Source organism: Pseudomonas sp. ML96 (genome assembly GCF_000761545.1).
In the GTDB taxonomy this organism is placed as follows: Bacteria; Pseudomonadota; Gammaproteobacteria; order Pseudomonadales; family Pseudomonadaceae; genus Aquipseudomonas.
Window position 1 is genome coordinate 34,818 of sequence record NZ_JPMY01000041.1, and the last position, 26,994, is coordinate 61,811.

Sequence of the window (26,994 nt, forward strand, 5' to 3'; positions counted from 1 at the left end):
TGCCTGCGCCTGACGTGCGGCCCCTTACCTCAACGCTTCTGATAACAAGGACAAGAGAATGGCTTGGGTTGGCTTTGCGATGGTCTCGGTGTTCATGCTGCTGATTCTCACGCGGCGCTTGTCGGCCATCGTCGCGCTGATTCTGGTGCCGGTGGCGTTCGCCCTGGCGCTGGGTCTCGGCGAACAGATGGGCGACATGGTGCTGGAGGGTGTCATCAAGGTCACGCCGACCGCGATGATGCTGATGTTCGCCCTACTGTATTTCGCGGTGATGTTCGACGCCGGCCTGTTCGAGCCGGCGGTCAAGCGCATCATCCGCTGGGTCGGCAATGACCCGCTGCGCATCACCCTCGGCACCGCCGCGCTGTCGACCGTCATCTCGCTGGATGGCGACGGCGCGACCACGGTTCTGGTGGTGGTCACCGCGTTCCTCCCGGTGTACCTGCGCCTGGGCATGAACCCGTTGATCCTGGCGGTGATGCTGCTGCTGACCAACACGGTGATCAATATCGTGCCCTGGGGCGGGCCGACTGCCCGCGCTGCCAGTGCCCTGCACGTGGATGCGATGGATGTATTCGTCGGCCTGATTCCGGCCATGCTCATCGCCCTGGCCTACGCCTTTGCCGCAGCCTGGTGGCTGGGCAAGCGCGAGCGTCGGCGTCTCGGCTGGGTGCCGGGACAGTTCGACACGGCGGCGCCCGAGCTGGAGCGCAAGCTCAAGGACAGCCATCGACCGCACCTGTTCTGGGTCAACCTGGCGCTGACCCTGGGGCTGGTGGCGAGCATGGGCCTGGGCCTCGGGCCGCTGCCGGTGCTGATGATGATCGCCCTGGCCCTGGCGCTGGTGATCAACTACCCGCGCCTGGCCGAGCAGAAGGAACGCATCGCCGCGCATGCGGACAACGTGCTCAACGTGGTGGCGCTGATCTTCGCCGCCGGTGCCTTCACCGGGATTCTGTCTGGGTCGGGCATGGTCGACGGCATGTCCAAGGCCTTCCTCGATGTGGTGCCGGAAAACGCCGGGCCGTTCATGAGCGTGATCACCGCGCTGGCGGCGATTCCCTTCACCTTCTTCATGTCCAATGACGCGTTCTTCTACGGCATCCTGCCGATCCTCAACGGCGCGGCCGGCCAATACGGCATCGACCCGCTGCACATTGCCCGCGCCTCGGTGCTGGGCCAGCCGGTGCACGCCCTCAGCCCGTTGATCGCCGCGCCCTACCTGCTGGCCGGCTTGCTCAAGCGCGACATGGGCGAGCTGCAGCGCTATGGCCTGCTCTGGGCGCTGGGCTGTTCGGCGATCCTGATACTCTCTGCGTTGGCCACCGGCGCCATCACCTAACCCTCCTGTCAGCTGCATACACCTCCTCGGGCGCCGTGCCCGGGGATAGGCAGCGGCTGGCCGCAGGAAACGCATTTCTTACTCAGGCGAGGCCCATCATGAGTGAGCGACTCCCCCGCAAGGTGCTGGTGACCCAGCGCTTCTTCGATGCCGAGAGCCTGGCGTATCTGCATGCCAATGGCTGCGAGGTCGAGCTGGCACAGCTGGCCGACGGCCAGGCCGATGGCGACTTCAGCGAAGACCAGCTGCAGGCGCTGCTGGCCGACGCCGATGCATGGATCGTCGGCCATGCCTGGATCACCGCCTCGCTGCTCGGTCGCCTGCCGCGGCTGCAGGCCATCGCCCGCCGCGGCGTCGGCTACGAGCGTGTGGACGTGGCCGCGGTCCGCGCCAGCGGCAAGGTTGCTACCATCGCCGTCGGCGGCAACGACGCCAGCGTCGCCGATCACGCCGTGGCGATGATGCTGGCCCTGGGTCGGCGCCTGGGCGATTCCAAGGCGCGCATGCTCAATGGCGACTGGACCATCGCCCTGGGCGGCGACCTGTATGGCAAGACCGTCGGCGTCATCGGCCTGGGCCGCATCGGCCGTGGCGTGGTCAAGCGCATGGCCGGTTTCGATGCACGCGTGCTGGCCTGTTCGCCGAAGCCGGACTGGAGCTACGGGCGCGAGGCCGGTGTGCAGTTCGTCGATCTCGATACCTTGCTGGCCGAGAGCGACTACGTGACCCTGCACGCGCCGCTGAACGACGACACGCGCCTGCTTATCGACGCCTCCGCGCTCAACCGTATGAAGCCCACTGCCGTGCTGATCAACACCGCCCGCGGCGGTCTGGTCGATGATCGCGCGCTGCTGGAGGCGTTGCTGGATGGTGCTATCGCCGGTGCCGGCCTGGATGTCTTCCTCAGTGAAACCGACGCCAGCTACCGCGCCACCACCGACGCGCTGCTGGTCCTGCCCAACGTGGTGGCCACGCCACACAGCGGCGCCTCGACCCATGAAGGGCTGCAGCGCACCAACCTGATTGCCGCGCAATGCGTGGTGGCGGTGCTGAATGGCGAGACGCCGCCGGCGCCCTGCGTGATCGCCGACGGCCGTCCCATCTCGGGGGCCCTGTGAACATGACGACGCGAGCGCGCAATCTCTACGAAAAACACATCGACGCCCACACCGTCTGCACCCTGGACGACCACGGTCACGTGCTGCTGTACATCGACCGCCAGGTCGCCAACGAGTACACCAGCCCGCAGGCCTTCAGCGGCCTGCGCGAAGCCGGGCGCAAGGTGTGGCGCCCGGCTGCCACGCTGTGCGTAGTCGACCATGTGAACCCCACGGCGCCCGAGCGCATCGCCGCCATGCCGGACGCCGGCGGCGCGCAGCAGGTTTCCTACTTCGAGCAGAACTGCCGCGACTTCGGCCTGGAACTGTTCGACGTGCTGGACAAGCGCCAGGGCATCGAGCACGTGGTGGCGCCGGAGCAGGGCTTCATCCTGCCCGGCATGGTGGTCGCCGCCGGCGACAGCCACACCACCACTTACGGCGCGCTGGGTGCCTTCGGCTTCGGCATCGGCACCTCGGAGATCGAGCACCTGCTGGCCACCCAGACGCTGGTCTACAAGAAGCTGCGCAGCATGCGCGTGACCGTGCGTGGCGAGCTGGGGCCGGGGGTGACGTCCAAGGACATCATCATGGCGCTGATCCATCGCATCGGCGCGGCGGGCGCCACCGGCTACGCCATCGAATTCTGCGGCCCGACCATCGAGGCGCTGAGCGTCGAGGCGCGCATGACCATCTGCAACATGGCCGTCGAAGCCGGTGCTCGCGGCGCCTTCATGGCCCCCGACGACAAGGTCTTCGCCTACCTGCGGGACAAACCGCGGGCACCGCGCGGCGAGCGCTGGGAACAGGCGCTGGCCAGCTGGCGTGAGCTGCGCAGCGACCCCGGCGCGCACTACGACAGCGAGGTGGAGCTGGACGCCGCCGCACTGCAGCCGATGGTCACCTGGGGCACCAGCCCGGATCAGGCCGCTGCTATCGGCGGGTGCGTGCCAGACCCGCAGGAGGAGGGCGATCCGATCCGCCGCCAGGACCTGCAGCGCGCCCTGCGCTACATGGGCCTGATGGCTGGCGAACGGCTGGCGGACATCCGTATCAGCCACGCCTTCATCGGCTCCTGCACCAACGCACGTATTGAGGATCTGCGCGATGCCGCGCGGGTGGTACGCGGGCGCCGCGTGGCCAGCCATGTGCGGGCGATGATCGTGCCCGGCTCGACCCAGGTGCGTGACCAGGCGGAAGCCGAGGGCCTGGCCCAGGTGTTCCGTGATGCCGGCTTCGAGTGGCGGCAGTCCGGCTGCTCGATGTGCCTGGCGATGAACGATGACGTGCTGGCCCCCGGCGACCGCTGCGCCTCCAGCACCAACCGCAACTTCGAAGGTCGCCAGGGCGCCGGTGCACGCACCCACCTGATGAGCCCGGCGATGGTCGCAGCGGCGGCCGTCACGGGCTATTTGACCGATGTTCGCAGCCTGTCCCCGGAGTCCTGAGATGCAGCCGTTCACTCATGTCAGCGGCATCGCCGCGCCGATGCTCGCGGCCAACGTCGACACCGACGTGATCATGCCCAAGCAGTTCCTCAAGGGCATCGACCGCAGCGGCCTGGACCGTGGCCTGTTCTACGACCTGCGCTTTGTCGAAGGTGGCGTGCCCAATCCCGACTTCGTGCTGAATCAGGCGCCGTGGAATCGCGCCAGCTTTCTGGTGGTCGGGCCCAACTTCGGCTGCGGTTCCAGCCGCGAGCATGCGGTGTGGGGGCTCAAGCAGCTGGGCTTTCGCGCCCTGATCGGTACCAGCTTCGCCGGCATCTTCTTCGATAACTGCCAGCGCAACGGCGTGTTGCTGATCCAGCTGAAGGAGGCCGAGTTGCAGTACCTCGGCCGCATCGTCAGCGACCCGGCCAGTGCGGCGATCAGCGTCGACCTGCAGGCGCAACAGGTGCTGCTCGGCGACGGTGCAATCATCAATTTCGACATCGACCCGCTGCGCAAGCAGGCCCTGCTGCTGGGCCTGGATGCCATCGGCAGCACCCTGCAGCGTACCGAGCAGATCCGCGCATTCGAGGCGCAGCACCTGCGCGCTAACCCCTGGCTGGCCTGAACGGAGACTTCAGCACATGTCCGACCCGACCCTGGCGCGGCGCCTTGCCCGCTATGCCTGCAACCTCTCGATTGAGTCTATTCCCGCACCGGTGATCGCTTGCGTACGCCGGCGTTTCGTCGACAGCCTGGCCTGCATTCTCGGCGCCTATGGCGCGAAACCGGTCGAAATCGCCATCGCCATGGCGGCGCAGGTGCAGCAACCGGCGGCCAGCGTGTTTGGCACCGACCTGCGCACCACGCCGGATCTGGCTGCCTTCGCCAACGGCATCATGGTGCGCTTCCTCGACTACAACGACGGCTACATGGGCCTGGAGCCCGGCCACCCCAGCGACAGCATTCCCGCCTGCCTAGCCCTGGCCGAGGCCGAAGGTGTCGCGGGCAGCGAGTTGGTCACGGCCATCGTCATCGCTTACGAGATCCAGATGCGTCTGCAGGATGCTGCCAGTCTGAACAGGCGCGGCTGGGACCACGTCAATTACATCAATGTGGCAATGGCCGCCGCTGCCGCCAGGCTGATGAAGCTGGACGAGGAACAGGCCGAGCAGGCGATCAACATCGCCCTCAGTGCGTACCTGGCATTGCGCCAGGTACGTTCGGGATTACTTTCCGACTGGAAGGGCTGCTCGGCGGCGAACGCAGCGCGCAACGCTATCTTCGCCGCCAGCCTGGCCCGTCACGGCATGACCGGGCCGGCGCCGGTATTCGAAGGCAACATGGGCTTCTTTCGCCAGGTGACGGGAGAGTTCGCTCTAGACGTCGAGAACTTCGGCAATCGCAACAACGGCGACTTCGCCATCCTTCGCTCGCTGACCAAGACCTTCCCTACCAACGGTGAGTTGCATACCGCCGTTTGGGCTGCGCTTGAGCTGAGGGCGCAGATTGCCGATCTCGGCACTATCGAGTCGATCCATATCGAGACTTCGGAGTTCAATCGACGGGTGCTGGCAGAGCCGGAGAAATGGCATCCGCAAACCCGGGAAACGGCGGACCACAGCTTGCCCTACAACGTTGCCCGAGCGCTGCTGGATGGCGATATCACCCTCGACTCCTACTCGCCGCAGCGGATAGCCGATCCACGTGCCTGTGTGCTCATGAGTCGGACGACGGTCAGCGAAGATCCGGCCTTGACCAAGCTGTTCCCTCGGCACCTGGCCAATCGGGTAAGCGTGACCCTGAACACGGGCGAGGCACTTACCAGCGAGGTGATCAGCGGTCCCGGTTCATTGGAGACGCCGATGAACGACGCAGACTTCGAACGCAAGTTCCGGCGCATGGCGGCTCCGCATATCGACCGAAGTGCACAAGATCGTGTGCTGGCCTATGTCGCTCGCTTGGAGCAGCAGACCGATTACGTGGCGTTGTTCGCTGCGATGTTGGGAAAAGGGCCTTTGCCTCGCTGAGTCGGCCGCAAGTCGCCCAATCACTCTGCTGGGGTGATCGGGCGGCTCGATGGCGAGCGCGAGGCTTAGTCCGCGCTTTGCTCCACTGCGGCAGTATCGGTGGCGGGCTTTGCAGGGGCCTTCGGCTTGGACTGCGCGCGGCGTGCATCGGCGCGCTGCCGCTTGACCTGCTGCTTGGCATGCAGCGCCTGCGCTGTGGTCACAATGCCGGCTGCCTCGCCATTCAGGTCCAGGCGCGGAGCATTTTCCGTCATGCTGGACCAGTAGCGGCTGCCCCGGCACCAGGTGGCGAGGCCCTGCTTGAGCTGTTCGGCGGTGATGCCGAGTAGCTCCAGGTGCTGCTCGGCATCCTTGAGAATGCCTTCTTTGAGCGGAACCTTGGGCGCTGGATTGACAGGGAAGGCCAGTGGGAAGTGCTTCTGCAAACGCCAGATCGCTTCCACCGCCGGGTCCTGCTCACGCGGGGCCGCTGGCCGGGAGGGCTTCGGCTTGCGCTTGTCAGTCTTGACCTGCTCGGTTCCCTTGACCTGCTCTTTTTCGGCTCGCAGGCGGTCGCGTAGCTCAGCTAATTGTTCAAAACCCATCGTTCGGTTCGCAGACTCGTGGTTGATTCATTGCGGGCGATTATCCCATGACTCTTGTGCATCGGCGTGACCAAGTATCGGTGCGGCCAGGACAAGATTGGAATTGTTCGTCTAGTGGAGCAGAAACTCCGGATTTCAGCCGTGCTGCCGTGGGGCTCCCCGCGCGTTCTTCTTCTCCAGGATCAACGAGGCTTCGTTGTAGGCCTGTTGGAAGGCATCGCTACCGACCCAGTTCACCGCCGCGTCTTCGTCTTCATCGTGGAAGATTCCGCGGTAGACGATCAGCAGGCCCATCATGAAGTCGATCGCCGACTCCTGCGATTCCTCCGCGACCACCAGTTCCAGCACCGGGTACTGCAGGAAGATCAGGCACATCGCCAGTAGGCTGATGCCTTCGCCGACTTTCATCGCCTGGAACAGATCGTCGAAGTGCGCCGGGTCGAAGCCGTTCTCTTCGATGTCCTTGAAGTCGAAGGTGCTCAGGTCGATTTCCACATCATCGAACGGTTCGTTGACCAGCGGATTGGACAGCAGCGGGTGCACGACATTGGGCTTGGACTTGCCCGAACGATTCTGCTTGGCCTTGGCTTTAGCCCGCTGGGCGCGTTTGTGCTGTTTGTCCGGGGAGGCCATGGGGCGAGTTCCTTGTTCGGTGTAGCCATGTGCATGGCGCGGGATCATTGAGCACACATTGTATTCAGTCTTGGCCGCGGGCGTTGGCTGGTTGCGCTTATCGGCCGAAGCGAGAGCCTACTGGCGGGCTGTATGGCACTAATTAGAGAGGTCTGTGCCGGCTCAGGCCGGTATTCCATTCGTCTCGTGAAACCCAGGCGCCGGTCGTGCTGTCTGCACAGAGTCTGTATAGATAGCGCGAGCGTTGTGGGAGCGAGCCGATGCATCGATCACTACTCTGCCTGGGCGGCCTGCTGGTGCTGGTGGGCTGCAGCACCGACCAGGACGGCCCTTACCGGGCGCCGGGGGCCAACTACGACCTGACGCACTGGAAGCTGACCCTGCCGGACGACGACGCCAGCGAGGTGGACAACGCCGAGCTGCGCGCCGGCTATGCCTCGCGCTACTTCCACCTGGCCGACAACGGCGCGATGGTCTTCGTCGCCCCAGCCGGCGCCGGCAGCACCAAGAACTCCGACTACCCACGCTCGGAACTGCGCGAGCTGCTCGACCCCAGCGACGACAACCGCAACTGGAGCGGCAGCGGCTTCCACCAGCTCAAGGCCAGTGCCCGTGTGCTGCGTGCGCCGAGCACGCAGAAGATCATCGTCGGGCAGATCCACGGCTTCGACGCCCGCCCGCTGATCAAACTGCAGTGGGAGAAGGGCAAGCTCAAGGCGCTGATCAAGCGCCATCCTGAAGGCCGCAATGAGGACATCAGCCACGAGTTCGAGACGCCCGTGGGCAACGACCTGTTCTCCTACGTCATCGAACTGCAGGACGGCGTGCTGATGGTGGAGGTCAACGGCGAGCGCATCACTCATGACGTCTACGCCGAGGACCCGGCCTGGCGCGACGTGCGCTTCTACTTCAAGGCCGGCGCCTATGTGCAGGATGACGACGAGGATGGTGACGACGATGTCGGCGAGGTGCAGTTCACCCAGCTGAATGTGCGCCACGACTGAAAGGCGAGGTGCAATTCACTCAGCTGAGCACGCGCCACGATTAGCTGCGGGCAGCCCCGGCGGCTATCCTATGCACCCGTTTCGCCTGCCCAGGATCGCCCCATGAAAGCTCAGCTCCTCGAACTCATCACCCTGATCAGCTCCGGCTGCATGACCGACGAGGAGATCGCCCGCATCGCCGACGAGGCTGACCAGGCTTACGCCGACCCGGCGGCCTTCCTCGCCGCCAACCCGGACATCAACTACGACGACGATTTCCCCATCCCGCTGGGCGAGTGGGTGGTGGTCGGCAGCCTGCCGGAAACCGTGCTGTTCCAGGCCGACAGCTACGAGGATCTGCTGCAGCAGATCATCGATTCGTTCGGCCCGCAGGTGAGCTTCAACATCAAGCCCAAGCAGCTGCAGAAGGTCGAGCCGCTGAAGGCGCTGAACCGCATCCAGGTGCAGCTCTCGGCGCTGTACAAGGAGAAGGGCGGCTACGTGCTGGTGGACCTCAGCGAGCCTTTGGATGACGAGCTGCAGTGCGTGTTGGTCTACACCAGCGATCTGTCGCGGGTGCTGGAACTGGCCGTGGAGGTCGGGATCTACGCCGCGCCGGCCTATGAGGCGCTGAAGGCTAGTTCCGAGCAGGAGTGAGCACGTCGGCGTTCGCGCAGGGCATGGTGGCGAAGCCGTATCTGGTAGCGGTCCTGCGCCACTCGGGCTGACAGTGCAGGGCGTCGATGGCGGCATTCAGCGGCGCCAGCAGTTCGGCGGCGCCTCTGCCGACCAGGATGTGCCGTTGAAAGTGGGCGACGCCCGGCACCGGGATGCCGACCAGGCGCTGGTCCAGCCCGGTTTTGCGCACCAGGTGACGAAACATCAGATGGTTCATGTGGGTGAAGTCGCCACGCCCGGCGGCCACCATTTGCAGGGTCTGCAGCTCGCTATTGAAGTCCTCGCGGCTCAGCTGACCGGCCGTCATCAGTTCATCGAGTAGCGGCAGGCGCTGGCCGCGTACGGCGAGCAGGCGCTTGCCATGCAGCCAGCCCTCATCCAGCTCCGCTGGAGCTTGCCCCGTCCGTAGCACCAGCACGTTGTAGTCGTCGAACAGCGGCTTGCTCCACAGGTAGGTCTGCTGCTCGGCATCGTCGATGAAGCTGGGGTTGAGCAGCATGACCAGGCCGTCAAAACGTTCTGGCTGGCTTAGGTACTGTTGCAGCAAACGAGCGCGCGGCAGGTTGCGCAGCTCGATGTGGTATTGCTCGGCCAGCAGCGTGTTGAGCTGTTCGACCAGCTCCGGCACCAGGCCGCGCTGGGCGGCGATCAGAAAGGGGCTGGTCTCATAGGTATTGAACGCCTGCACCGATTTTGGCGAGGCTGCCACGCAAGGCAGGGCGAGGATTGCAAGCACGAGGGGCAGGCAGCGTAGCAAGACGGGATGCGACATGCTGGGTCCTTGGAGATGCGTCACCTACAGCTGTGACCAGCTCCGAGCATGGTGCGTTTACTTGCGCTTGTCGAACTGGCAAGAGCACTCTCGTGCTCCCGGTTTGGCGTGCCGCATACCAGCGCCTGCCGCGTGGCAAATTACCCCAGAATTACAGGGTGAAACCGCCGTCGATGGGGATGATCGCGCCGGTCATGTAGGCGCCGGCGGTGCTGCACAGGGTGATGGCCAGTGCCGACATTTCTTCCTCGCGACCCCAGCGCTTCATCGGGATCAGCGCCACGTCCGCGGCCAGGGCCGCCTCGTCGTTGGAGATGAAGCGGGTCATCTTGCTCGGGAAGCGGCCGGGGGCGATGACGTTGACGTTGATGTGCTCGCTGACCAGCTCGCGGGCCAGGTTGCGCGACAGCTGGTGCAGCGCCGCCTTGCTCGGGCCGTAGGCGTAGGCTTCTTCGCTCATCGAGCTGATGCCGGCCACCGAGCCGATGTTGATGATGCGCGCCGGGTTGGCCTCGTTGCCGGCCTTACGCAGCAACGGCAGCAGTTGCTGGATGCAGCTGAATACGGCGGTGACGTTGAGCTGCATGACCTTCTCCCAGCCCTTGACCGGGTAGCTCTCCAGCGGCGCGCCCCAGCTGGTGCCGGCGTTGTTGACCAGGATGTCGAGGTGCTCGATGCGCTGACCCAGCTCGGCGGCCAGGGCACGCGCACCTTCCTCGCCGGAGAGGTCGGCGGCCAGGCCGATGCATTCGCCGTATACCGACAGCTCTTCTGCCGTCTGCAGGCAGGCGGCGCCGTCGCGGCCGCAGATGAACACCCGCGCGCCGGCTTCGAGCAGGCCCTGGGCGATCATCCGGCCGATGCCGCGGCTGCCGCCGGTGACCAGGGCGGTGCGTCCGGCGAGACTGAAGTAGGAATGCATGGCTGGCTCCTTGGCCGATGGGTAGAGGGCCTACCCTAATCCGCCAAGGCGCCGCTGGCGCCCGTTATTGCGGGCGCAAATGGTGCGGCCAAGCCCTGGCCTATGGCGCCGCCTTGGCCTGCTGCCAGCCCCCGCCGAGGGCCATGAACAGGCCGATCTGCGCCTGGGTCACCTGGCTCTCGCTGGCCGCCAGCTGTTCGTCGACGCCGGCCAGGGTGCGCTGGGCCTGCAGTTCGGCGAGGAAGTTCTCGCGGCCGGCCTGGTAGAAGGCGTGGGTCTGTTCGGCGGCGCGGCGCGCCGAACGCGCGGTGTCTTCCAGGGCGTCGCGCTGCTGCAGCGCGGCCTGGTAGTGGGCGAGGGCGGTCTGGGTCTCGCGTACGGCATTGAGCACCACACCGTCGAAGTGCGCCAGCGCCGCCTGGCTGCCAGCCTCGGCCTGCTGCACGCGGGCGCGGGCGCCGTTGCTGGGGATGCTCCAGTGGATCAGCGGGCCGAAGCCCCAGTGCTGGGTGGAGGCATCGCCCATGTCGTCGAGAATGCCGACCAGGCCGGTGGAGGCGCCGAGGCTGATGTCCGGGTACAGCGCGGCGGTGGCCACGCCGATGCGCGCGGTGGCAGCGGCGAGCTGGCGTTCGGCCTGGCGCACGTCGGGGCGGCGGGCGAGCAGGGCGGCGCCATCTCCGACCGGTAGCGGCTGCAGCAGGGTTGGCAGGTGTGCACAGTCGGTGACGTCGCTGGGCAGCGCCTCGGCCGGCTGCGCGGTGAGCATGGCCAACTGGTAGACGCCGGTCTGGCGCATGGCTTCATAGCGCGGCAGCACGGCGCGCAGGGACTTGAACTGGGTTTCCGAGCGGGTCACCTCGGTCTCGTTGCCGCGCCCGGCGGCGTGCAGCTGGGCGGTCAGCTCCAGGCTCTGGCGCTGCAGGTCGAGCGAGTGCAGAGCTACGGCGCGCTCCTCGTTGGCGGCGCACACCTGGGCATAGGCACCGACCACCCGCGCGACCACGTTGATCCGCGCCAGGTCGGCGGCGGCCTGGGTGGCGTCGGCCTCGGCGCGGGCGGTTTCCACACCACGGCGCAGCTTGCCGAACAGGTCGAGCTGGTAGGAAAGACCAACGTTGAGGTTGGCGAAATTAACCACCGGCACCTTCTCCATCAGCAGGAACTGCTGGCCGGCCACCTGCACGCGCTGCAGGTCGGCGTCCACGGCTTCGTGGACGTTGCCCAGATCCTCGATCTCGCTGACCCGCGCATCGGCGCGGCCTAGGTTGGCGGCAGCCACGCGCAGCTCGGTGTTGGCCGCCAGCGCCTGTTCGACCAGGCGCTCCAGAGCCGGCTCGTGGTACAGCCGCCACCAGTCGGCGGGGACCGGCGCGGACACCACCTCGGGGCCTGCGGGCAGCTCGCCGTGCAGGTCGCTGCGGTTGACGGCGGCGTCCTGCGGCAGGCGGTAGTCGGGGCCGACCGTGGTGCAGGCGCCGAGGGCGAGGGCGGCGACGAGGGGTAGCAGGCGCAGGTTCATGGCTTCTGCCCGTCCTCGATGATCGACACGGTGGCGGTGCGCCCGGCGACCATGCGGAAGTCTTCCGGCACCTCGTCGAACAGGATGCGCACCGGCACGCGCTGGGCCAGGCGCACCCAGCTGAAGGCCGGGTTGACGTTGGGCAGCAGGTTGGCGCCGCTGGTGCGGTCACGGTCCTCGATGGCGGCGGCGATGCTCTGCACGTGACCGGTCAGGCGGCGCTCGTCGCCCATCACGCGGATGTCCACGGCCTGGCCGACGTGGATGTGGCCGAGCTTGGTTTCCTCGAAGTAGCCGTCGAGGTGGAAGGAGTCCTTGTCCACCACCGAGAGCACGTTGCGCCCGGCGCTGACGAACTCGCCCACGCGCGGCGCACGGTCGTTGAGGTAGCCGTCCACCGGGCTGCTGATCACCGTGCGCTCCAGGTTCAGGCGCGCGTTGTCCACCGCCGCTTCGGCCTCGGCCAGGGCGGCGTTGGCGCGCAGCACGCTGGATTCGCTTTCCTCGACGATCTCGCGCGCCACCAGTTTGCCCAGCGCGCGATTGCGTGCGGCCTCGCGCCTGGCCTGGGCCAGGGTCTCGCGACGGTCGTCGCGCAGCGCCTCGGCTTGTTTGAGGGCGACCTGGAAGCGCGCCTGGTCGATGACGAACAGCACCTGGCCACGGCTGACCGGCTGGTTGTCGTGGACCTCGACGCGGGCGATCAGTCCGGAGACGTCGGGTGCCACCTGGATCACGTCGACGCGGATATGACCGTCGCGAGTCCAGGGGGCAAACAGGTAGTAGCTGACCATCTGCCAGATCAGCACGGCGGCGACGGCAACGGCGACCAGGGTGACCAGCAGGCGGGCGGAGGAGAGCGCGAGTCTTTTCATGAGTGCATCAGGATTCGGCTGAGGTGGTCGAGAAGGCCCAGCAGGGCGGCGTACAGCGCGATGTTGAACAGCGCGTGATGCCATACCAGGCGGTAGACGTGCAGGGTGTTGAGTAGCCGTTGCAGCGGCAGGTACAGCAGGTAGGCGAGCAGTGCCAGCACCAGGGCGGTGGGCAGGAACACGCCGAAGACATTGATATCGCCGATCACAGTGCGGCTCCGTCGAGGCCCTGGGGCAGGGCTGGTTCGTGGTACACGGCCGGCGCGGCGAGGACCGGTGGCTGCAGCGCGGTGGCCAGGCCGCCGAGGGCGTGCAGCACGGCCAGCGCCGCCTCCTCGCACTGCGGCGCGCTGGCGGCTGCGGCCAGGCGTGCGCGTTCGATCAGCTGCAGCAGCGAGGGCGCCACCGGCTGCGCGCGGCCGGCGCGCAGGTTACGGCGGAAGTGCCGGCCGACGCCGCGCACCACCAGTTGCAGCGGGCGTTGCGCCTCGCCCGGTAGGCGCGCCTGGTGGGCCTTGATGTCGAGCAGGTTGTAGGCGATGCGCAGATCCCGTTCGGCCTCGCCGCTGTCCTGGCCGCTGAGGTTGAGGCGCGGCAGGTGCTGGGCGAAGCGGTCGAGCAGACGGCCGGCCAGGCGGCGCTGTTCGACCAGGGTGTCGGCATGGCTCATTGCGCCGAGGTCCTGCCAGCTGGAACGGGTCATGCGTCGCGCCAGCAGCTCGGCCCCGAAGGGGCGGAACACCAGGGTCCAGAGGAAGGCGAAGAGCAGGCCGATGGGCCCGGCCAGGTTGCTGTTGAGGAATACTAGGAGGTCCGCCTGGTAGGCGCCCTGGATGCTGATGAAGGTGGCGGTGTTGACCGCGATCAGCAGGGTCGGCAGGTAGAAGCGTGGCTGTACGGTGAGGGTGCCGACGCAGATGAACGGCCCGGCGAAGGCCAGCACCAGCAGCGGGAAGTCGTGCACGTTGGGCAGCACGAGGAACAGGTAGAGGCTGGCCAGCATCACGCTGAAGCAGGTCCAGACGAAGAAGCGCTTGATCTGCGCCGCCGGCTCGTCGAGCGTGGCGAAGAAGCAGCAGGCCACGGCGGCGAGCACCACGGCGCTGGCGCCATCGGTCCAGCCCAACCAGATCCACAACTGGGTGGCGACGAAGATGCCGAGCACGATGTAGGCAGTGGAATACAGCATCAGCCCGCGGTCGTGGAAACGCGTGCCGCTGCCCAGGTGCCAGTGACGGTACACCGAGGTCCAGGGGCTATGGTCGTCATCGCTCAGGCGCTGCTGCAGGCTGCGGCAGTCCTGCCACAGGTCGAGCCATTGGCGCAGGCGGTAGAGGGCGTTGGCTAGCAGGCTCTGCGCTGGCTCGATCAGACGTTCAGGTTGCGGTTGCAGGGCTTGCAGTTCGCGCTGCAATTGCAGACGGCCGGCTTCGTCGGCACCGTCGCGCAGCCAGGCTTCGGCGCGGCGTACCAGCGGCGCCAGATGTGTGGCCTGCTCCGGTGCGCTCTGGTGCAGCACATCGATGGCGTCGTGCAGGCTATCCATTGCCGGCAGTAGCAGGGCCATGCGCTCGCGCAGCTCGCGGGCGTTGCGCACCACGCGCGGGTGGGCGCCCTCGTGCGGCAGCTGGCCGATCATCAGTTCCAGGCTGTTGAAGGTGGTGATCATCGCCGCGCGCAGGCGCGCCAGCTCGCCTAGCAGCGTCAGCTCGCGCCGGCGTTGCAGCTGCAGGGCGCAGTAGTCGCGGGCGTCGCCGAACCAGCGGCGGGTGTTGTCGGCCAGCACCGGGGCCAGGCGGCTGGGCCAGAACAGGCTGGTGACCACGGCGGCGCAGACGATGCCCAGGCTGATCTCGAGGAAGCGCGAATAGGCCAGGTCGAACACCGCCTGCGGGTTATCCACCACCGGCAGGGCGATCATCGGCATGGTGTAGCCGGCCAGCATCAACGCGTAGTTGTCGGCGGTGCGCACGTGCATGGAGAGCAGCAGCATGCTGCCGGTCCACAGCGCCACCACCAGGCACAGCAGCAGCGGCGCCTGGGCCAGCAGCGGCACGAAGAACACCGCGGCGCTGGCGCCGAGCAGAGTGCCCAGTGCGCGGTACAGCGCCTTGGAGCTGGTCGGGCCGACGAAGGGGTTGGCGACGATGTACACCGTGGCCATCGCCCAGTAGGGCCGCGGCAGCTGCATGTACAGAGCGATGTACAGCGCCAGCATCGAGGCGGCGAACACCTTGAGCGAGTAGAACCAGTCGCGGGCGGGGGGCAGGGTGAGCATGGGTCAGGCCTGCGGAGTGAACTGTTCGAGCGCGCTGAACACGCGCAGCGCCGCGTGCAGGTCGGCCTCGGGCAGATGGCCGAGGGCCTGACTGCGCAGGCTGCGCAACTCGACTTCCAGCTCGCTGCTGAGCGTGCGTCCGGCGGCGGTGACGCTGAGCAGCTTGGCGCGGCGGTCGGCTGGGTCCTCGGCGCGTTCGATCAGGCCGGCCTGGCACAGCTGGTCGAGCAGGCGTACCAGCGACGGCCCCTCGATACCTACGGCCTGGGCCAGTTGGCCCTGGCGCACGCCATCGCCGAGACGGCCGATGAGCAGCAGCGGCATGCAGCAGGCTTCGCTGATGCCGAAATGCGCCAGCGCCTGCTGGCAGGTACGGCGCCAGATTCGACCGCTGCTGACCAGGCGGCTGCTGACCTGTTGCTGGAGGGTTGCGATGGGCATGATAAAGAATGCAGGCTATCTATTAGCATGCTATCTAATCACTCGATCCACGACCGAGCAAGGTGCGTTTCGCGCAACACTGAGTTGCCGATCAGCGCTTTGCTTGTTGCCGTAGCGGTACCAACAGGGCGTTCAGACCGTTGTGATCGATCTCGTGCATCAGTGCCAGCAGGCGGCCCAGTTCGCCCTTGGGAAAGCCCTGGCGGGCGAACCAGCCCAGGTAGTTGCCGGGAAGATCGGCGATCAGGCGGCCCTGATACTTGCCGTAGGGCATGGTGCGGGTGACCAGTTGCAGGAGGTCTTCGGGCTTCATGGTGGCAGGGCGAGATACAGAGCAGGGGCGGGCAGGATAACCCGGCGCGGCCACTGTACGGCTACTGTTGTCGTCAGCTGTATCCCTGCGTCGGGCAGGCCGCGCGTTTTAATTCTTCTCTTTCATTCGACGCGGAGTTGCCCCGATGGCCCCCAAGGATCTGTTGCTGGCGCTGGTGGTGATCGTCGCCTGGGGCCTCAACTTCGTGGTCATCCGCGTCGGCCTCGACGGCCTGCCGCCGATGCTGCTCGGCGCCCTGCGCTTCGTTCTGGCGGCGCTGCCGGTGTTCTTCGTGCGCCGGCCCAACCTGCCGTGGCGCTGGTTGATCGCCTATGGCGCGACCATTTCCCTCGGCCAGTTCGTGTTCCTGTTCCAGGCCATGGCCAACGGCATGCCGGCCGGCCTCGCCTCGCTGGTGCTGCAGTCGCAGGCTTTCTTCACCCTGGCTTTCGCCGCGCTGTTCCTTGGCGAGCGCATGCGTGGCGCCAGCCTGCTTGGTCTGCTGATCGCCGGTGGCGGGCTGCTCTTGATCGGCCTGCAGACCGGCCACTCGACCACGCTGCTGGGCATCGTGCTGACCCTGATCGCCGCGTCGATGTGGGCGATGGGCAACGTGCTCACGCGCAAATTCGGCAAGGTCAACCTGATGGGCCTGGTGATCTGGGGCAGCCTGATTCCGCCGATCCCGTTCTTCCTCCTCTCACTGTGGCTGGAAGGTCCGCAGCGCATCGAGCACGCGTTGCTCAACATCGGCATGAGTTCGGTGCTGGCCCTGCTGTACCTGGCGCTGGTCGCCACGCTGCTCGGCTACGGTCTGTGGAGCCGCCTGCTGTCGCGCTACCCTGCCGGGCAGGTGGCACCGTTCTCGCTGCTGGTGCCGGTGGTTGGGCTGAGCAGTTCGGCGGTGCTGTTGGGCGAGCGCCTCAGCACGCTGCAGTGGGCAGGTGCTGCGCTGGTGATGCTCGGCCTGTTGGTCAACGTGTTCGGCGGCAAGCTCTGGCAGCGCCTGCAGGGCACGCAAACCGCCTAGCCGAAGCGCTCGCCGGCGCGGTAGGCTGCGGGCCAACCGGCAAGGAGCGAGTGCGTTGGATTTCAAAGCGAAGATTTCCCTACGCCGTGCCCGCGACAGCGGCGCGGTGCCCGAGGTGGCAGACGAGGCCTGGCTGTTCGAGCTGAGCGAGCGGTTGGAAAGCGACCGCGGGCGCATCCTCAACTCGGCGGCGCTGCGCCGCCTGCAGCAGAAGACCCAGGTCTTCCCGCTGGAGCGCAATGCCGCGGTGCGCAGTCGCCTGACCCATTCGCTGGAAGTGCAGCAGGTCGGCCGGCACATCGTCCGCACGCTGTTCCACAAGCTCGGCTCGCGTGCTACCGACCATGGCCTGGACGGCCTGGAGCGGGTGCTGGAAACGCTGGTGGAGATGGCCTGCCTGAGCCACGACATCGGTAATCCGCCGTTCGGCCACTTCGGCGAGTTCGCCATCGGCGACTGGTGTGCGCGGCACCTCGACACGCTATTCGCCACGGCCGTGCCGCAGGTCGACGCCGAGCTGCGCCAGCGCATGCTGCGCGACCTCAACAGCTTCGAGGGTAATGCCCAGGCCATTCGCCTGGTGCATCGCCTGCACGACATGAACCTGACCTACAGCCAGGCCGCCTGCATGCTCAAGTACGTGCGCGCGGCGCACCAGCCGAAGCCGGAGAAGGGCAGCGCTGGCGCCTACCTGGGCAAGAAGCCCGGCTTCTACCTGAGCGAGGAAGGCTTTGTCACCCAGCTGTGGCAGACGCTGGGCATGGCGTCGCAGACCCGCTACCCGCTGGTCTACGTGATGGAGGCGGCGGACGATATCTCCTACTGCCTGGCCGACCTGGAAGACGCGGTGGTCAAGGGCATTCTCGACCTGCCGCGCCTGTGCATGCTGCTGCGCGAGACCTTCGCTCGCTTCAAACCGCTGGACACACCAATTGATACCCGCGGGCGTAGCTTCGCCGAGCTGCTGGATGACGCCGGGCAGCGCGCCGACGCCGAGCCGGTGGACAAGGTCGGGCAGTTCTTCATCCGCCTGCGCGTGAACCTGATCCACCCTCTGGTGCAGCACGCCGCCGGGCAGTTCATCGAGCAGATAGACGCCGTCTACGCTGGCACCCTCGACCGCGCGCTGCTGGAGGACGACAGTCCGGCCTGCGCCGTGGTGCAGACCTTCAAGACGGTGGGCGCCGAGCAGGTGTTCTGCCACCGCGAGGTGGAGACCCTGCAGATACGTGGCCTGCGCATCCTGCAGGGGCTGCTGGACAGCTACGGGGCGCTGCTGGGCGTCAGCGCCGAGGGCTTCCAGGCACTGCTCGACGGCAAGGGCCGCGGCGACCAACGCATGCTGCTGCGCCGCTTGCCGACCCACCTGCTCAGTGCCTATCGCCAGGCGCTGACCGAGCACGCAGGAGACGATGCACCGGCCTGGGAGTTCTACCACCGCACGCGCCTGCTGCTGGACTTTGTCAGCGGCCTGACCGACCAGTTGGCGGAGGACGAGTACCGGGTGCTTAGCGCGCAGTAATCGCAGGCATAAAAAAGCCGGGCTTCCTTGCGGGAGCCCGGCTTTTTCGTTACGGCGTACCGATCAGCTGGTGCGGATCAGGTGGTCGAAGGCGGACAGCGAGGCCTTGGAGCCTTCGCCGACGGCGATGACGATCTGCTTGTACGGCACGGTGGTTACGTCACCGGCAGCGAACACGCCGGGGATGTTGGTAGCGCCCTTGGCGTCGACGATGATCTCGCCGAAGCGGTTGAGCTCCACGGTGCCTTTCAGCCAGTCGCTGTTCGGCAGCAGGCCGATCTGCACGAAGATGCCTTCCAGTTCGACGGTATGCAGCGCGTCGCTGGTGCGATCCTTGTAGGTCAGGCCGGTGACCTTCTGGCCGTCGCCGACCACTTCGGTGGTCTGCGCGCTCTTGATCACGGTGACGTTCGGCAGGCTGTACAGCTTGTTCTGCAGCACGGCGTCGGCACGCAGGGTGTCGGCGAACTCCAGCAGGGTGACGTGGGCGACGATGCCGGCGAGATCAATCGCCGCCTCGACGCCGGAGTTACCGCCGCCGATCACCGCCACGCGCTTGCCCTTGAACAGCGGACCGTCGCAGTGCGGGCAGAAGCACACGCCCTTGGCCTTGTATTGCTGTTCGCCGGGCACGCCCATTTCACGCCAGCGGGCGCCGGTGGAGAGGATCACGGTCTTGGCCTTGAGCGAAGCGCCGTTGTCGAACTTCACTTCGTGCAGGCCACCTTCGGCACTGGCCGGAACCAGGGCGGAGGCGCGTTGCAGGTTCATGATGTCGACTTCGTACTGACGCACGTGTTCTTCCAGGGCGCGGGCCAGTTTCGGGCCTTCGGTCTCTTGCACCGAGATGAAGTTCTCGATGGCCATGGTGTCCAGCACCTGGCCGCCGAAACGCTCGGCGGCAACGCCGGTACGGATGCCTTTACGCGCGGCGTAGATGGCCGCTGCGGCGCCGGCCGGGCCACCGCCGACTACCAGCACGTCGAAGGCGTCCTTGGCGTTCATCTTCTCGGCATCGCGGTTGCCGGCCTGGGTGTCGATCTTGGCGAGGATTTCCTTCACCTCCATGCGACCCGAAGCGAACACTTCACCGTTCAGGTAGATGCTCGGCACGGCCATGATCTGGCGACGCTCGACTTCTTCCTGGAACAGCGCGCCGTCGATGGACACGTTGCGGATGTTGGGGTTGAGCACGGCCATCAGGTTCAGCGCCTGGACCACGTCCGGGCAGTTCTGGCAGGACAGCGAGAAGTAGGTTTCGAACTCGAAGCGGCCTTCGATGCTCTTGATCTGCTCGATGGTTTCCGCGTCCAGCTTGGACGGGTGGCCGCCGACCTGCAGCAGGGCCAGTACCAGCGAGGTGAATTCGTGGCCCATGGGGATGCCGGCGAAGGTAACGCCGATATCCGCACCCGGGCGATTGAGCGAGAACGACGGGCGACGTGCGTCGTTGCCATCGGTCTTGAGGGTGATCTTGTCGGTCAGGCCGACGATGTCTTTGAGCAGTCCGAGCAGTTCCTGAGACTTCTCGCCGTCATCGAGGGAAGCGACGATCTCGAACGGCTGGGTGACCTTCTCGAGGTAGGCCTTCAACTGGGTTTGCAGATTGGCGTCCAACATGACGGGAATCCTCTAGCGAATAGCGAATTTCGGACAAACAAACGCCCGGACGGATCGCGCCCGGGCGTTCGGGCACTTGCGGCTGGGTTACAGCCGGCGAAGCGCAAGGCGGAGTGGGGCCTATGCGGCCCCGGGCAGATCTTAGATCTTGCCGACCAGGTCCAGGGACGGAGCCAGGGTCTTCTCGCCTTCTTTCCACTTGGCCGGGCAAACTTGACCCGGGTTGGCGGCGGTGTACTGAGCAGCTTTCAGCTTGCGCAGGGTCTCGGAAACGTCACGAGCGATTTCGTTCGAGTGGATTTCCAGGGTCTTGATCACGCCTTCCGGGTTGATCACGAAGGTGCCACGCAGAGCCAGACCTTCTTCAGCGATGTGTACGCCGAAAGCGTTGGTCAGCTGGTGGGTCGGATCGCCGATCAGCGGGAACTGAGCCTTGCCAACGGCCGGGGAAGTTTCGTGCCACACCTTGTGGGAGAAGTGGGTGTCGGTGGTGACGATGTACACCTCGGCACCGGCCTTCTGGAACTCGGCGTAGTTGTTGGCGGCGTCTTCGATTTCGGTCGGGCAGTTGAAGGTGAAGGCGGCCGGCATGAAGATCAGCACGGACCACTTGCCTTTCAGGCTCTGCTCGGTGACCTGGATGAACTCGCCATTGTGGAAGGCGTTGGCGGTAAAGGGTTGAACCTGGGTGTTGATCAGGGACATGAGAGAACTCCTGTTGGGGTTTGGAAACTTGATGCTGCGCATACTAACCGCATCAGCTGTAATCGCTAAATTGAATGAAGGCATCAAGACGATTGGCTCGATCTATAGGCAATCGTCTAAAAGGAGGCGGTTTTCTATTACGGTCAGCCGGCGATTTGTAGTTGTGGGTGCCGTTGACGGTACTGCTCGAAGATGAACTGGCGGATGCATTCCGCGTGTTCACTGTTGTGCATCTGCAGGCTGTAGGCCGCTCGATGGCGGCCGATCCGGCGGATACGCCGGCCCTTGATGGGCAGGCTCTCGCAACCTGGCAGCTGGAGCCACAGGCTGAATTTTTCGGGTGGCTCGCGCAATGGCGAGCTTAGCACCAGGCTACCGGGCGCCAGTTCGAAAACCAGCAGCTCGCTCTCGTCACCATTGCTGTCGCGCAGGTGCAGTGGTTCGTCGAGATCCAGGCGCCAGGGGCGGCTCACGTCGCCATCTTCAAAGATGCTGGGGGCGCCCATTTCCAGTTGCATGCCGTGCAGCTCGTCTTCCACCAGTTGCAGGGGGAAGGTCATGCGGCAGTCGTCCATCTGCGCGTCCAGGCTGAGCCTGGCGTGGCTGCCCAGGCGGGCGAGCAGGGCGTTGGCCAGTGGCCCGCCGTCGACCTTGAAGGCGCGAACCGACAAGGGTTTACCGATCAGCTGGCTGCTGAATACCTGACGTATGAAGTCCAGCTCCTCGCTGGACAGAGTTGAATGGTCGGACATGGTGCCCTCCAAGGGGCTACGCACTGTGGCCGAAAGCAAGAAATGCGCCTGTCCCTGGGCGCTGGCGACCACCAGTGTAGGACGGCCGGCGCAGCGGCGAGTTCCCCGTCAGCCGACATACGGCATAATGCGCGGCGTTTTTTCCCGATCTCTGGAGTGCCTCATGAAAGTCGCCATCCTCTCTGGTTCCGTCTATGGAGCTGCCGAAGACGTCGCCCGGGTTGCCGTGCAGATGCTGGAAGGCGCCGGCTTCGAGGCCTGGCACAAGCCCGGCGTGGCGTTCGAGGAAGTGCTGGCTTTCGCTCCCGAGGCGATCCTGGTGGTGACCTCCACCACCGGCATGGGCGAGCTGCCCGGCAACCTGCAGAACCTCTACTACGCGCTGCGTGACCGTTTCCCGGCATGGAGCGGCCTGCCTGGCGCGGTGATTGCCCTGGGCGACTCCAGCTACGACGTGTTCTGTGGCGGTGGCGAGCAGATGCGCGAGCTGCTGCTGGAGCTGGGCGTGCGCGAGGCGCTGCCGATGCTGCGCCTGGATGCCAGCGAAACCGTCACCCCGGACAGCGATGCCAAGCCCTGGCTGGCCGAGCTGGCGCAAGCGCTGAAAGGCTGATGCACACGCGCGCCGCCGAGCTGATCCGCGAGCTGCAGCTGGCCGCCCACCCCGAGGGCGGTTACTACCGGCGGCTGTTCACCTCATCGGTGCGCGATACCCATGGTCGCGCCGCCTCCAGCGCCATTCTGTTCCTCCTGCCCGGCGGCACCGCCAGTCGCTGGCACCGCATCGATGCCGACGAGCTGTGGCATTTCCACGAAGGCGCGCCGCTGGAGCTGTTGATCGGTGAGTCAGCGGATGCCGTGCGCCGCGAAGTGCTCGGCCCGGTGGCGCTGGATCAACTGCCGCAACGCGTGGTGCCGGCGAATGCCTGGCAGGCCGCGCGCAGTCTGGGCGATTTCACCCTGGTCGGTTGCACGGTGGCGCCGGAGTTTCGCTTCGAGGACTTCCGTCTGCTCGCCGACGATCCGGTCGCGCAGTCGGCCTGGCCGCTGCTGGGGCGCGACTACTCCGAGCTGGTCTGAGCCTGCTCTGCCAGCAGGTCGAGCCAGGCCTGAGCGGCGCGTGACAGGTAGGCGCCGCGGCGCCAGATGAAGGCGATGTCCCAGCGCAGGTTCGACTCGTGCAGCGCCACCCGCACCACGCCTGGTCGTTCCAGCTCACGCGCGACGATGCGCGGCAGCAGCACCACACCTTGCCCGGCCGCCACCAGCGCGGCGAGGAAGTCGGCCTGGCCGCTGCGCCCGCCTTCCAGTGGGGTGAAACCGGCTTCCTGGCAGGCGCGCAGCAGGCGGTCGTTGAGGGTGAAGCTTTGCTGGTAGAGCAGGAAGGGCGTGTCGGCCAGCTCCTTCAGACTCACCCCGGCGGCGCCCGCCAGCGCATGGCCGGCCGGCAGCAGCACGTCCAGCGGTTCGTTGCAGAACGGCTGGCTGGCGAAGGCCGGATCATCCGGCTGCAGGCCGGCGCCCAGTTCCAGTTCGCCACTCAGCACCAATTGTTCGACCAGCTTGCTGCCGCCCTCCTGCAGGTGCACGACGATGTTCGGGTAGCGCCGCCGGTACTCGGCGAACAACCCGGCGAACAGCGCATCGCTGCCCAGCAGCGGCAGGCCCAGGCGTAGCTCGCCGCGCTCCAGCTGACCGAGGTCATCCAGTTCGCGCAGCAGCTCCTGGCGCAGGCGCAGGAAGTCCTCGGCGCGGCGCTGCACCACGCGCCCGGCATCGGTCAGGCGCAGGTGCGGGCCGCTGCGCTCGAGCAATTGCACGCCGAGGCGCTGCTCCAGCTGCGCCACCTGCTTGCTGACCGCCGACTGGCTGGCGTGCAGCACGCCGGCGGCCTGGGTGAAGCCGCCCTGGCGCACCACTTCGGCAAAGGCGCGCAGCTGTTTGAATTCCATTCTGGAATGCCTTTCATTCGAACAATTCGCTTTTGGGATGATAGGCCCGCGCTTAACCTGCTTGCCAGTGCAAGAGGGTTTTCGCCGTGAATCGCGCGCGTGTGGGTCATCTGTTTCGTCTGGGCGCCGAGTTGGCCGTGCTGCTCGGCCTGTACCTGCTCGGTTGCCAGCTGGCCGCCTGGCTGGGCTGGCCGATTCCGGGCGGCGTCATCGGCCTGGGTCTGCTGCTGGCGGCCTTCGCCAGTGGTCGGGTGAAACCGGCGGCTCTGCAACTGGGCGCCGGTCTGTTGCTGGCCGAGATGCTGCTGTTCTTCATTCCGGCGCTGATGAGCCTGCTCGACTACGGCGCGCTGCTGCGCGAGGAGGGCTGGCGGATCATGCTGGTGATCGGCAGCAGCACTCTGCTGGTGATGTTGACCACGGCGCTGACCGTGGAGGCCATGTGCCGCTGGAGGATGCGCCGTGAACCTTGAGCCCATGCCGCTGTTCTGGCTGGGCCTGACCCTGGCCGCCTACCTGTTCAGCCGCTGGGCCTATCGGCGCAGCGGGCGCTATCTGTTGTCGCCGCTGCTGTTGGTGCCCGCCGTGCTGCTGGCGGTGGCCGTGCCGTTGCATACCGATTACGCCGAGTATTCCAGCAACACGCACCTGCTGATGGCGCTGCTCGGCCCGGCCACCGTGGCCTTCGCCGTGCCGATCTGGCAGCAGCGTGCGCTGCTGGCGCGGCACTGGCCGGCGCTGTTGCTGGGCATGCTGGCCGGCAGCGCGGTGGCCATCGCCAGTTCCTGGTGGCTGGCCAATGCCCTGGCGCTGGACGGCGAGGTCAGCCGTTCGCTGGTGCCGCGTTCGATCACCACGCCGTTTGCCATGCCGGTGGCGCAGAGCCTCGGCGGCGTGCCGGAGCTGGCGGCGATCTTCGTCATGCTTACCGGCACCTTCGGCGCCCTGGTCGGCGGCCTGCTGCTGAAGTGGCTGCCGCTGCGCACGGCGCTGGCGCGGGGCGCGCTGTTCGGCGTCGGCGCGCACGGCGCCGGGGTGGCGCGGGCCCAGGAAGTGGGGCGCGAAGAAGGCACCGTGGCCGGTCTGGTAATGGTGCTGATGGGCTTGCTCAACCTGTTTGCCGCGCCGTTGCTGCTGATCCTGCTGTGACCTGCAAGGCCACTGCGCTGGCCCGCAAGGCGACTGGTCGCACGCGCGTCGCTCGCTAGACTCCTCGGCACAACAACAAGTGCCGAGGTGATTGCCATGAACGCTCCACTCAAGCTGCCCAATGTGAAGGACCAGGTTTCCACCGCCGAATGGCAGGCCCGCGTCGATCTCGCCGCCTGCTACCGCCTGATCGCGCTGTACGGCTGGGACGACCTGATCTTCACCCACATCTCGGCCAAGGTGCCGGGCACCGAAGACTTCCTGATCAACCCCTACGGGCTGATGTTCCACGAGATCACCGCGTCGAGCCTGGTGAAGGTCGACCTGGCCGGCAAGAAGCTGATGGACGGCCCGTTCGACATCAACCCGGCCGGCTACACCATCCACAGCGCCGTGCACGAGGTGCGTCACGACGTCGGTTGCGTGCTGCACATCCACACCGCCGCCGGCATTGCCGTATCGGCGCAGAAGGGCGGCTTGCTGCCGCTGTCGCAGCAGTCGCTGTTCGTCCTCGCCAGCCTGGCCTACCACGGCTACGAGGGTGTGGCGCTGAACCACGACGAGAAGTCGCGCCTGCAGCATGACCTGGGCGACAAGAACTTCATGATCCTGCCCAACCACGGCCTGCTCACCGCCTTCGGCAGCATCGCCGATGCCTTCCTCGGCATGTTCACCCTGCAGCGCGCCTGCGAGATCCAGGTGATGGCGCAGAGTGGCGGCGGCGAGCTGATCCACATTCCGCAGCAGATCCTCGACGGCGCGCGGGCGATGATCGCCGGCGTGATGAAGAGCCCGCAGGGCATGGGCGGCGCGCTGCCGTGGCCGGCGCTGCTGCGCAAGCTCGACGCACAGATGCCGGGCTACGACCAGTGACGGCCCTGCCGGGCATTGCCCTGGCCGACTGGCGGGCGCAGGGGCGTGGCTTCAGCTTCAACGGCCAGGCCATCCGCTACTGGGTGGCGGGCGAGGGCGAGCCGCTGCTGCTCATCCACGGCTTCCCCACCGCCAGCTGGGACTGGCACTACCTGTGGCAGGCGTTGGCGCAGAAGTACCGCGTCATCGCCTGCGACATGCTCGGCTTCGGCTATTCGGCTAAGCCGCTTGGCCATCGCTACAGCCTGCTGGAGCAGGCCGACCTGCAGCAGGCGCTGCTGGGCCATCTGGGCATCGCCGAGCCAGTGCATGTGCTGGCGCATGACTATGGCGACAGCGTGGCTCAGGAGCTGGTGGCGCGGCACCAGGAGGGGCGCATCCAACTGGCCAGCTGCGTGTTCCTCAACGGCGGTCTGTTCCCCGAAACGCACCGTCCGGTGCTGATGCAGAAGCTGCTGCTCAGCCCGCTGGGGCCGCTGCTGGGTGGGTTGTTCTCGCGGGCCAAGCTCAAGGCCAACCTGACCAAGGTGTTCGGCCCGCAGACGCCGCCCAGCGAGAGCGAGCTGGACGCCTTCTGGGAGCTGATCGCGCACAACGACGGGCCCAAGGTCATGCACCTGCTGATCCGCTACATCCTCGATCGCCGCACCAACCGCGAGCGTTGGGTGGCGGCGATGCAGGAAACCAGCGTACCCATGCGAGTGATAGATGGCGCCGTCGACCCGATTTCCGGGGCGCACATGGTGGAGCGCTATCGCGAGCTGATCGCCAACCCGGACACGGTTTTGCTGCCGGCCATAGGCCACTATCCGCAGACCGAGGCACCCGCAGAGGTGCTCGCCCACTATCTGGAATTCCGTGAGCGCTGGGAGGCGAAGGCATGCAAAGACGCACTCTGTTGAAAGGTGCCGCCGTAGGCGGTGCCGTGGTCCTGGGCGCCGGCTTCTGGGCATTGCCCAGTGGCGTGGCGCCGGCGGCGCTGAGCCTGGATGGCGCGCGCATGGTGCTGGACGGCTTCAAGGGCAAGGCCCTGGCCAGCATCAAGGGCTGGACCCCGACCGAGGTGTTCAACCACTGCGCGCAGAGCATCGAGTATTCGCTGGATGGCTACCCCGAGCTGAAGCCGGCCTGGTTCCGCCATAGTGTCGGTCCGGCCGCCTTCGCCGTGTTCAGCGCCCGTGGCGCCATGCGTCACCCACTGACCGAGGCCATCCCCGGTGCCGCGCCGCTGGCCGAACCTGCCAGCCAGGAGGCCGCCCTGCAGCGCCTGCAGGTCGCGTTCGAGCGCTTCGCCGTGCATACCGGCGAGCTGCAGCCGCACTTCGCTTATGGCGCCCTCGACCATGAGGAATACGCCCAGGCTCACGTGATGCACCTGTACAACCACCTGAGCCTGATCCAGCCGGCCTGATCGCGCCTCAAGCGGGCCGGCGCCGGCCGTTGCGCTGGCCGACCGCTGATCCGTCGACTCGAACATCTCGCTCGGCGTGG

30 protein-coding genes are annotated in these 26,994 nt (G+C 66.4%); 16 read left to right on the top strand and 14 right to left on the bottom strand.

All coding sequences use genetic code 11. From position 1 onward, the window contains the following. Positions 1-58: 58 nt before the first annotated feature. From IP89_RS19460 to IP89_RS19480, 5 genes are all read left to right on the top strand, one after another. Positions 59-1,342: a CitMHS family transporter gene (locus tag IP89_RS19460; protein WP_043311376.1), complete on the top strand. Its 1,284-nt coding sequence runs from the start codon at positions 59-61 to the stop codon at positions 1,340-1,342. Between the two features lie 98 nt (positions 1,343-1,440). Further along, positions 1,441-2,460, top strand: coding sequence for a phosphoglycerate dehydrogenase (locus IP89_RS19465; RefSeq protein WP_043311377.1), 1,020 nt, complete (start codon positions 1,441-1,443; stop codon positions 2,458-2,460). Positions 2,461-2,462: 2 nt separating this feature from the next. Next, the gene (gene leuC, locus IP89_RS19470; RefSeq protein WP_043311378.1) at positions 2,463-3,887 is read left to right on the top strand and encodes a 3-isopropylmalate dehydratase large subunit; all 1,425 of its coding nucleotides are present in this window, start codon (positions 2,463-2,465) and stop codon (positions 3,885-3,887) included. Between the two features lies 1 nt (position 3,888). Beyond that, on the top strand, positions 3,889-4,497 hold the full coding sequence (gene leuD, locus IP89_RS19475) for a 3-isopropylmalate dehydratase small subunit (protein WP_043311379.1): 609 nt from the start codon (positions 3,889-3,891) through the stop codon (positions 4,495-4,497). A gap of 16 nt (positions 4,498-4,513) precedes the next feature. Continuing rightward, entirely contained in the window at positions 4,514-5,899 is a 1,386-nt protein-coding gene (locus IP89_RS19480; RefSeq protein ID WP_043311380.1) for an MmgE/PrpD family protein, read from the top strand. Positions 5,900-5,964: 65 nt separating this feature from the next. Here the strand turns inward: IP89_RS19480 and IP89_RS19485 are convergent, their stop codons facing one another. Together IP89_RS19485 and IP89_RS19490 are read right to left on the bottom strand one after the other, a co-directional pair. Beyond that, complete coding sequence (locus IP89_RS19485) at positions 5,965-6,483, bottom strand: ProQ/FINO family protein (protein WP_043311381.1); 519 nt, start codon at positions 6,481-6,483, stop codon at positions 5,965-5,967. A gap of 135 nt (positions 6,484-6,618) precedes the next feature. After that, positions 6,619-7,116, bottom strand: coding sequence for a hypothetical protein (locus IP89_RS19490; protein WP_043311382.1), 498 nt, complete (start codon positions 7,114-7,116; stop codon positions 6,619-6,621). Between the two features lie 260 nt (positions 7,117-7,376). Here IP89_RS19490 and IP89_RS19495 point away from each other — a divergent pair, with 260 nt between their 5' ends. Together IP89_RS19495 and IP89_RS19500 are read left to right on the top strand one after the other, a co-directional pair. Further along, positions 7,377-8,120, top strand: coding sequence for a polysaccharide lyase family 7 protein (locus IP89_RS19495; RefSeq protein ID WP_043311383.1), 744 nt, complete (start codon positions 7,377-7,379; stop codon positions 8,118-8,120). Positions 8,121-8,222: 102 nt separating this feature from the next. Next, positions 8,223-8,756 carry a hypothetical protein gene (locus IP89_RS19500; protein WP_043311384.1) on the top strand — a complete coding sequence of 178 codons (534 nt, stop codon included), beginning with the start codon at positions 8,223-8,225 and terminating at the stop codon, positions 8,754-8,756. Here IP89_RS19500 and IP89_RS19505 read toward each other — a convergent pair. The 8 genes from IP89_RS19505 to IP89_RS19540 all read right to left on the bottom strand — a co-directional run bounded on the left by IP89_RS19505 (position 8,737) and on the right by IP89_RS19540 (position 15,900). Next, a complete protein-coding gene (locus IP89_RS19505) occupies positions 8,737-9,549 on the bottom strand; it encodes an ABC transporter substrate-binding protein (protein ID WP_043311385.1) in 813 nt (270 codons plus the stop codon). The two genes, IP89_RS19500 and IP89_RS19505, sit on opposite strands and share 20 nt — an antisense overlap. Before the next feature lie 151 nt (positions 9,550-9,700). After that, positions 9,701-10,471: an SDR family oxidoreductase gene (locus tag IP89_RS19510; RefSeq protein WP_043311386.1), complete on the bottom strand. Its 771-nt coding sequence runs from the start codon at positions 10,469-10,471 to the stop codon at positions 9,701-9,703. 100 nt (positions 10,472-10,571) lie between these two features. Then, positions 10,572-11,993, bottom strand: a complete 1,422-nt coding sequence (locus IP89_RS19515; RefSeq protein WP_043311387.1) for an efflux transporter outer membrane subunit — start codon at positions 11,991-11,993, stop codon at positions 10,572-10,574. Then, complete coding sequence (locus tag IP89_RS19520) at positions 11,990-12,868, bottom strand: HlyD family secretion protein (protein ID WP_043311388.1); 879 nt, start codon at positions 12,866-12,868, stop codon at positions 11,990-11,992. The genes IP89_RS19515 and IP89_RS19520 overlap by 4 nt, the downstream gene beginning before the upstream one ends. Continuing rightward, the gene (locus tag IP89_RS19525; protein ID WP_043311389.1) at positions 12,865-13,077 is read right to left on the bottom strand and encodes a DUF1656 domain-containing protein; all 213 of its coding nucleotides are present in this window, start codon (positions 13,075-13,077) and stop codon (positions 12,865-12,867) included. Before IP89_RS19525 ends, IP89_RS19520 begins: the two co-directional genes overlap by 4 nt. Further along, on the bottom strand, positions 13,074-15,146 hold the full coding sequence (locus tag IP89_RS19530; protein ID WP_043311390.1) for an FUSC family protein: 2,073 nt from the start codon (positions 15,144-15,146) through the stop codon (positions 13,074-13,076). Before IP89_RS19530 ends, IP89_RS19525 begins: the two co-directional genes overlap by 4 nt. Before the next feature lie 3 nt (positions 15,147-15,149). After that, positions 15,150-15,587, bottom strand: coding sequence for a MarR family winged helix-turn-helix transcriptional regulator (locus tag IP89_RS19535; RefSeq protein WP_043311391.1), 438 nt, complete (start codon positions 15,585-15,587; stop codon positions 15,150-15,152). Positions 15,588-15,678: 91 nt separating this feature from the next. Beyond that, positions 15,679-15,900, bottom strand: a complete 222-nt coding sequence (locus IP89_RS19540; RefSeq protein ID WP_043311392.1) for a DUF3820 family protein — start codon at positions 15,898-15,900, stop codon at positions 15,679-15,681. 145 nt (positions 15,901-16,045) lie between these two features. Here IP89_RS19540 and IP89_RS19545 point away from each other — a divergent pair, with 145 nt between their 5' ends. Next, positions 16,046-16,930 (top strand): EamA family transporter, encoded by an 885-nt coding sequence (locus tag IP89_RS19545; RefSeq protein WP_043311393.1) that lies wholly within the window; start codon positions 16,046-16,048, stop codon positions 16,928-16,930. Between the two features lie 55 nt (positions 16,931-16,985). Next, complete coding sequence (dgt, locus tag IP89_RS19550; RefSeq protein WP_043311394.1) at positions 16,986-18,452, top strand: dGTPase; 1,467 nt, start codon at positions 16,986-16,988, stop codon at positions 18,450-18,452. Between the two features lie 63 nt (positions 18,453-18,515). On the opposite strand, the gene ahpF is transcribed toward dgt, so the two are convergent. The 3 genes from ahpF to IP89_RS19565 form a co-directional block, all read right to left on the bottom strand. Continuing rightward, on the bottom strand, positions 18,516-20,072 hold the full coding sequence (ahpF, locus tag IP89_RS19555; protein WP_043311395.1) for an alkyl hydroperoxide reductase subunit F: 1,557 nt from the start codon (positions 20,070-20,072) through the stop codon (positions 18,516-18,518). 141 nt (positions 20,073-20,213) lie between these two features. After that, positions 20,214-20,777 carry an alkyl hydroperoxide reductase subunit C gene (gene ahpC, locus IP89_RS19560; protein ID WP_043311396.1) on the bottom strand — a complete coding sequence of 188 codons (564 nt, stop codon included), beginning with the start codon at positions 20,775-20,777 and terminating at the stop codon, positions 20,214-20,216. 143 nt (positions 20,778-20,920) lie between these two features. Then, positions 20,921-21,529 carry a hypothetical protein gene (locus IP89_RS19565; protein ID WP_043311397.1) on the bottom strand — a complete coding sequence of 203 codons (609 nt, stop codon included), beginning with the start codon at positions 21,527-21,529 and terminating at the stop codon, positions 20,921-20,923. Positions 21,530-21,692: 163 nt separating this feature from the next. Between IP89_RS19565 and IP89_RS19570 the strand changes: the two genes are divergently transcribed. Next, entirely contained in the window at positions 21,693-22,142 is a 450-nt protein-coding gene (locus tag IP89_RS19570; protein ID WP_043311398.1) for a flavodoxin, read from the top strand. Continuing rightward, positions 22,142-22,609, top strand: a complete 468-nt coding sequence (locus IP89_RS19575) for a cupin domain-containing protein (RefSeq protein ID WP_043311399.1) — start codon at positions 22,142-22,144, stop codon at positions 22,607-22,609. Before IP89_RS19570 ends, IP89_RS19575 begins: the two co-directional genes overlap by 1 nt. Here IP89_RS19575 and IP89_RS19580 read toward each other — a convergent pair. Then, the gene (locus IP89_RS19580) at positions 22,591-23,481 is read right to left on the bottom strand and encodes a LysR family transcriptional regulator (RefSeq protein WP_043311400.1); all 891 of its coding nucleotides are present in this window, start codon (positions 23,479-23,481) and stop codon (positions 22,591-22,593) included. The genes IP89_RS19575 and IP89_RS19580 overlap by 19 nt on opposite strands. Before the next feature lie 86 nt (positions 23,482-23,567). On the opposite strand from IP89_RS19580, the gene IP89_RS19585 reads away from it, so the two are divergent. From IP89_RS19585 to IP89_RS19605, 5 genes are all read left to right on the top strand, one after another. Then, positions 23,568-23,954, top strand: coding sequence for a CidA/LrgA family protein (locus tag IP89_RS19585; protein WP_043311401.1), 387 nt, complete (start codon positions 23,568-23,570; stop codon positions 23,952-23,954). Continuing rightward, on the top strand, positions 23,944-24,630 hold the full coding sequence (locus IP89_RS19590; RefSeq protein WP_043311402.1) for an LrgB family protein: 687 nt from the start codon (positions 23,944-23,946) through the stop codon (positions 24,628-24,630). The genes IP89_RS19585 and IP89_RS19590 overlap by 11 nt, the downstream gene beginning before the upstream one ends. A gap of 96 nt (positions 24,631-24,726) precedes the next feature. Further along, positions 24,727-25,503, top strand: a complete 777-nt coding sequence (locus IP89_RS19595) for a class II aldolase/adducin family protein (RefSeq protein ID WP_043311403.1) — start codon at positions 24,727-24,729, stop codon at positions 25,501-25,503. After that, positions 25,500-26,405, top strand: a complete 906-nt coding sequence (locus IP89_RS19600) for an alpha/beta fold hydrolase (protein WP_043311404.1) — start codon at positions 25,500-25,502, stop codon at positions 26,403-26,405. The genes IP89_RS19595 and IP89_RS19600 overlap by 4 nt, the downstream gene beginning before the upstream one ends. After that, entirely contained in the window at positions 26,384-26,914 is a 531-nt protein-coding gene (locus tag IP89_RS19605) for a DUF1569 domain-containing protein (RefSeq protein WP_043311405.1), read from the top strand. Before IP89_RS19600 ends, IP89_RS19605 begins: the two co-directional genes overlap by 22 nt. Positions 26,915-26,994: the final 80 nt, after the last annotated feature.

What these genes read in the sequence shown, in the direction of transcription:
- IP89_RS19460 (WP_043311376.1), top strand. Translation starts at nt 59, where the DNA reads ATGGCTTGGGTTGGCTTTGCGATGGTCTCGGTGTTCATGCTGCTGATT.
- IP89_RS19465 (WP_043311377.1), top strand. Translation starts at nt 1,441, where the DNA reads ATGAGTGAGCGACTCCCCCGCAAGGTGCTGGTGACCCAGCGCTTCTTC.
- leuC (WP_043311378.1), top strand. Translation starts at nt 2,463, where the DNA reads ATGACGACGCGAGCGCGCAATCTCTACGAAAAACACATCGACGCCCAC.
- leuD (WP_043311379.1), top strand. Translation starts at nt 3,889, where the DNA reads ATGCAGCCGTTCACTCATGTCAGCGGCATCGCCGCGCCGATGCTCGCG.
- IP89_RS19480 (WP_043311380.1), top strand. Translation starts at nt 4,514, where the DNA reads ATGTCCGACCCGACCCTGGCGCGGCGCCTTGCCCGCTATGCCTGCAAC.
- IP89_RS19485 (WP_043311381.1), bottom strand. Translation starts at nt 6,483, where the DNA reads ATGGGTTTTGAACAATTAGCTGAGCTACGCGACCGCCTGCGAGCCGAA.
- IP89_RS19490 (WP_043311382.1), bottom strand. Translation starts at nt 7,116, where the DNA reads ATGGCCTCCCCGGACAAACAGCACAAACGCGCCCAGCGGGCTAAAGCC.
- IP89_RS19495 (WP_043311383.1), top strand. Translation starts at nt 7,377, where the DNA reads ATGCATCGATCACTACTCTGCCTGGGCGGCCTGCTGGTGCTGGTGGGC.
- IP89_RS19500 (WP_043311384.1), top strand. Translation starts at nt 8,223, where the DNA reads ATGAAAGCTCAGCTCCTCGAACTCATCACCCTGATCAGCTCCGGCTGC.
- IP89_RS19505 (WP_043311385.1), bottom strand. Translation starts at nt 9,549, where the DNA reads ATGTCGCATCCCGTCTTGCTACGCTGCCTGCCCCTCGTGCTTGCAATC.
- IP89_RS19510 (WP_043311386.1), bottom strand. Translation starts at nt 10,471, where the DNA reads ATGCATTCCTACTTCAGTCTCGCCGGACGCACCGCCCTGGTCACCGGC.
- IP89_RS19515 (WP_043311387.1), bottom strand. Translation starts at nt 11,993, where the DNA reads ATGAACCTGCGCCTGCTACCCCTCGTCGCCGCCCTCGCCCTCGGCGCC.
- IP89_RS19520 (WP_043311388.1), bottom strand. Translation starts at nt 12,868, where the DNA reads ATGAAAAGACTCGCGCTCTCCTCCGCCCGCCTGCTGGTCACCCTGGTC.
- IP89_RS19530 (WP_043311390.1), bottom strand. Translation starts at nt 15,146, where the DNA reads ATGCTCACCCTGCCCCCCGCCCGCGACTGGTTCTACTCGCTCAAGGTG.
- IP89_RS19535 (WP_043311391.1), bottom strand. Translation starts at nt 15,587, where the DNA reads ATGCCCATCGCAACCCTCCAGCAACAGGTCAGCAGCCGCCTGGTCAGC.
- IP89_RS19540 (WP_043311392.1), bottom strand. Translation starts at nt 15,900, where the DNA reads ATGAAGCCCGAAGACCTCCTGCAACTGGTCACCCGCACCATGCCCTAC.
- IP89_RS19545 (WP_043311393.1), top strand. Translation starts at nt 16,046, where the DNA reads ATGGCCCCCAAGGATCTGTTGCTGGCGCTGGTGGTGATCGTCGCCTGG.
- ahpF (WP_043311395.1), bottom strand. Translation starts at nt 20,072, where the DNA reads ATGTTGGACGCCAATCTGCAAACCCAGTTGAAGGCCTACCTCGAGAAG.
- ahpC (WP_043311396.1), bottom strand. Translation starts at nt 20,777, where the DNA reads ATGTCCCTGATCAACACCCAGGTTCAACCCTTTACCGCCAACGCCTTC.
- IP89_RS19565 (WP_043311397.1), bottom strand. Translation starts at nt 21,529, where the DNA reads ATGTCCGACCATTCAACTCTGTCCAGCGAGGAGCTGGACTTCATACGT.
- IP89_RS19570 (WP_043311398.1), top strand. Translation starts at nt 21,693, where the DNA reads ATGAAAGTCGCCATCCTCTCTGGTTCCGTCTATGGAGCTGCCGAAGAC.
- IP89_RS19575 (WP_043311399.1), top strand. Translation starts at nt 22,142, where the DNA reads ATGCACACGCGCGCCGCCGAGCTGATCCGCGAGCTGCAGCTGGCCGCC.
- IP89_RS19580 (WP_043311400.1), bottom strand. Translation starts at nt 23,481, where the DNA reads ATGGAATTCAAACAGCTGCGCGCCTTTGCCGAAGTGGTGCGCCAGGGC.
- IP89_RS19595 (WP_043311403.1), top strand. Translation starts at nt 24,727, where the DNA reads ATGAACGCTCCACTCAAGCTGCCCAATGTGAAGGACCAGGTTTCCACC.
- IP89_RS19605 (WP_043311405.1), top strand. Translation starts at nt 26,384, where the DNA reads ATGCAAAGACGCACTCTGTTGAAAGGTGCCGCCGTAGGCGGTGCCGTG.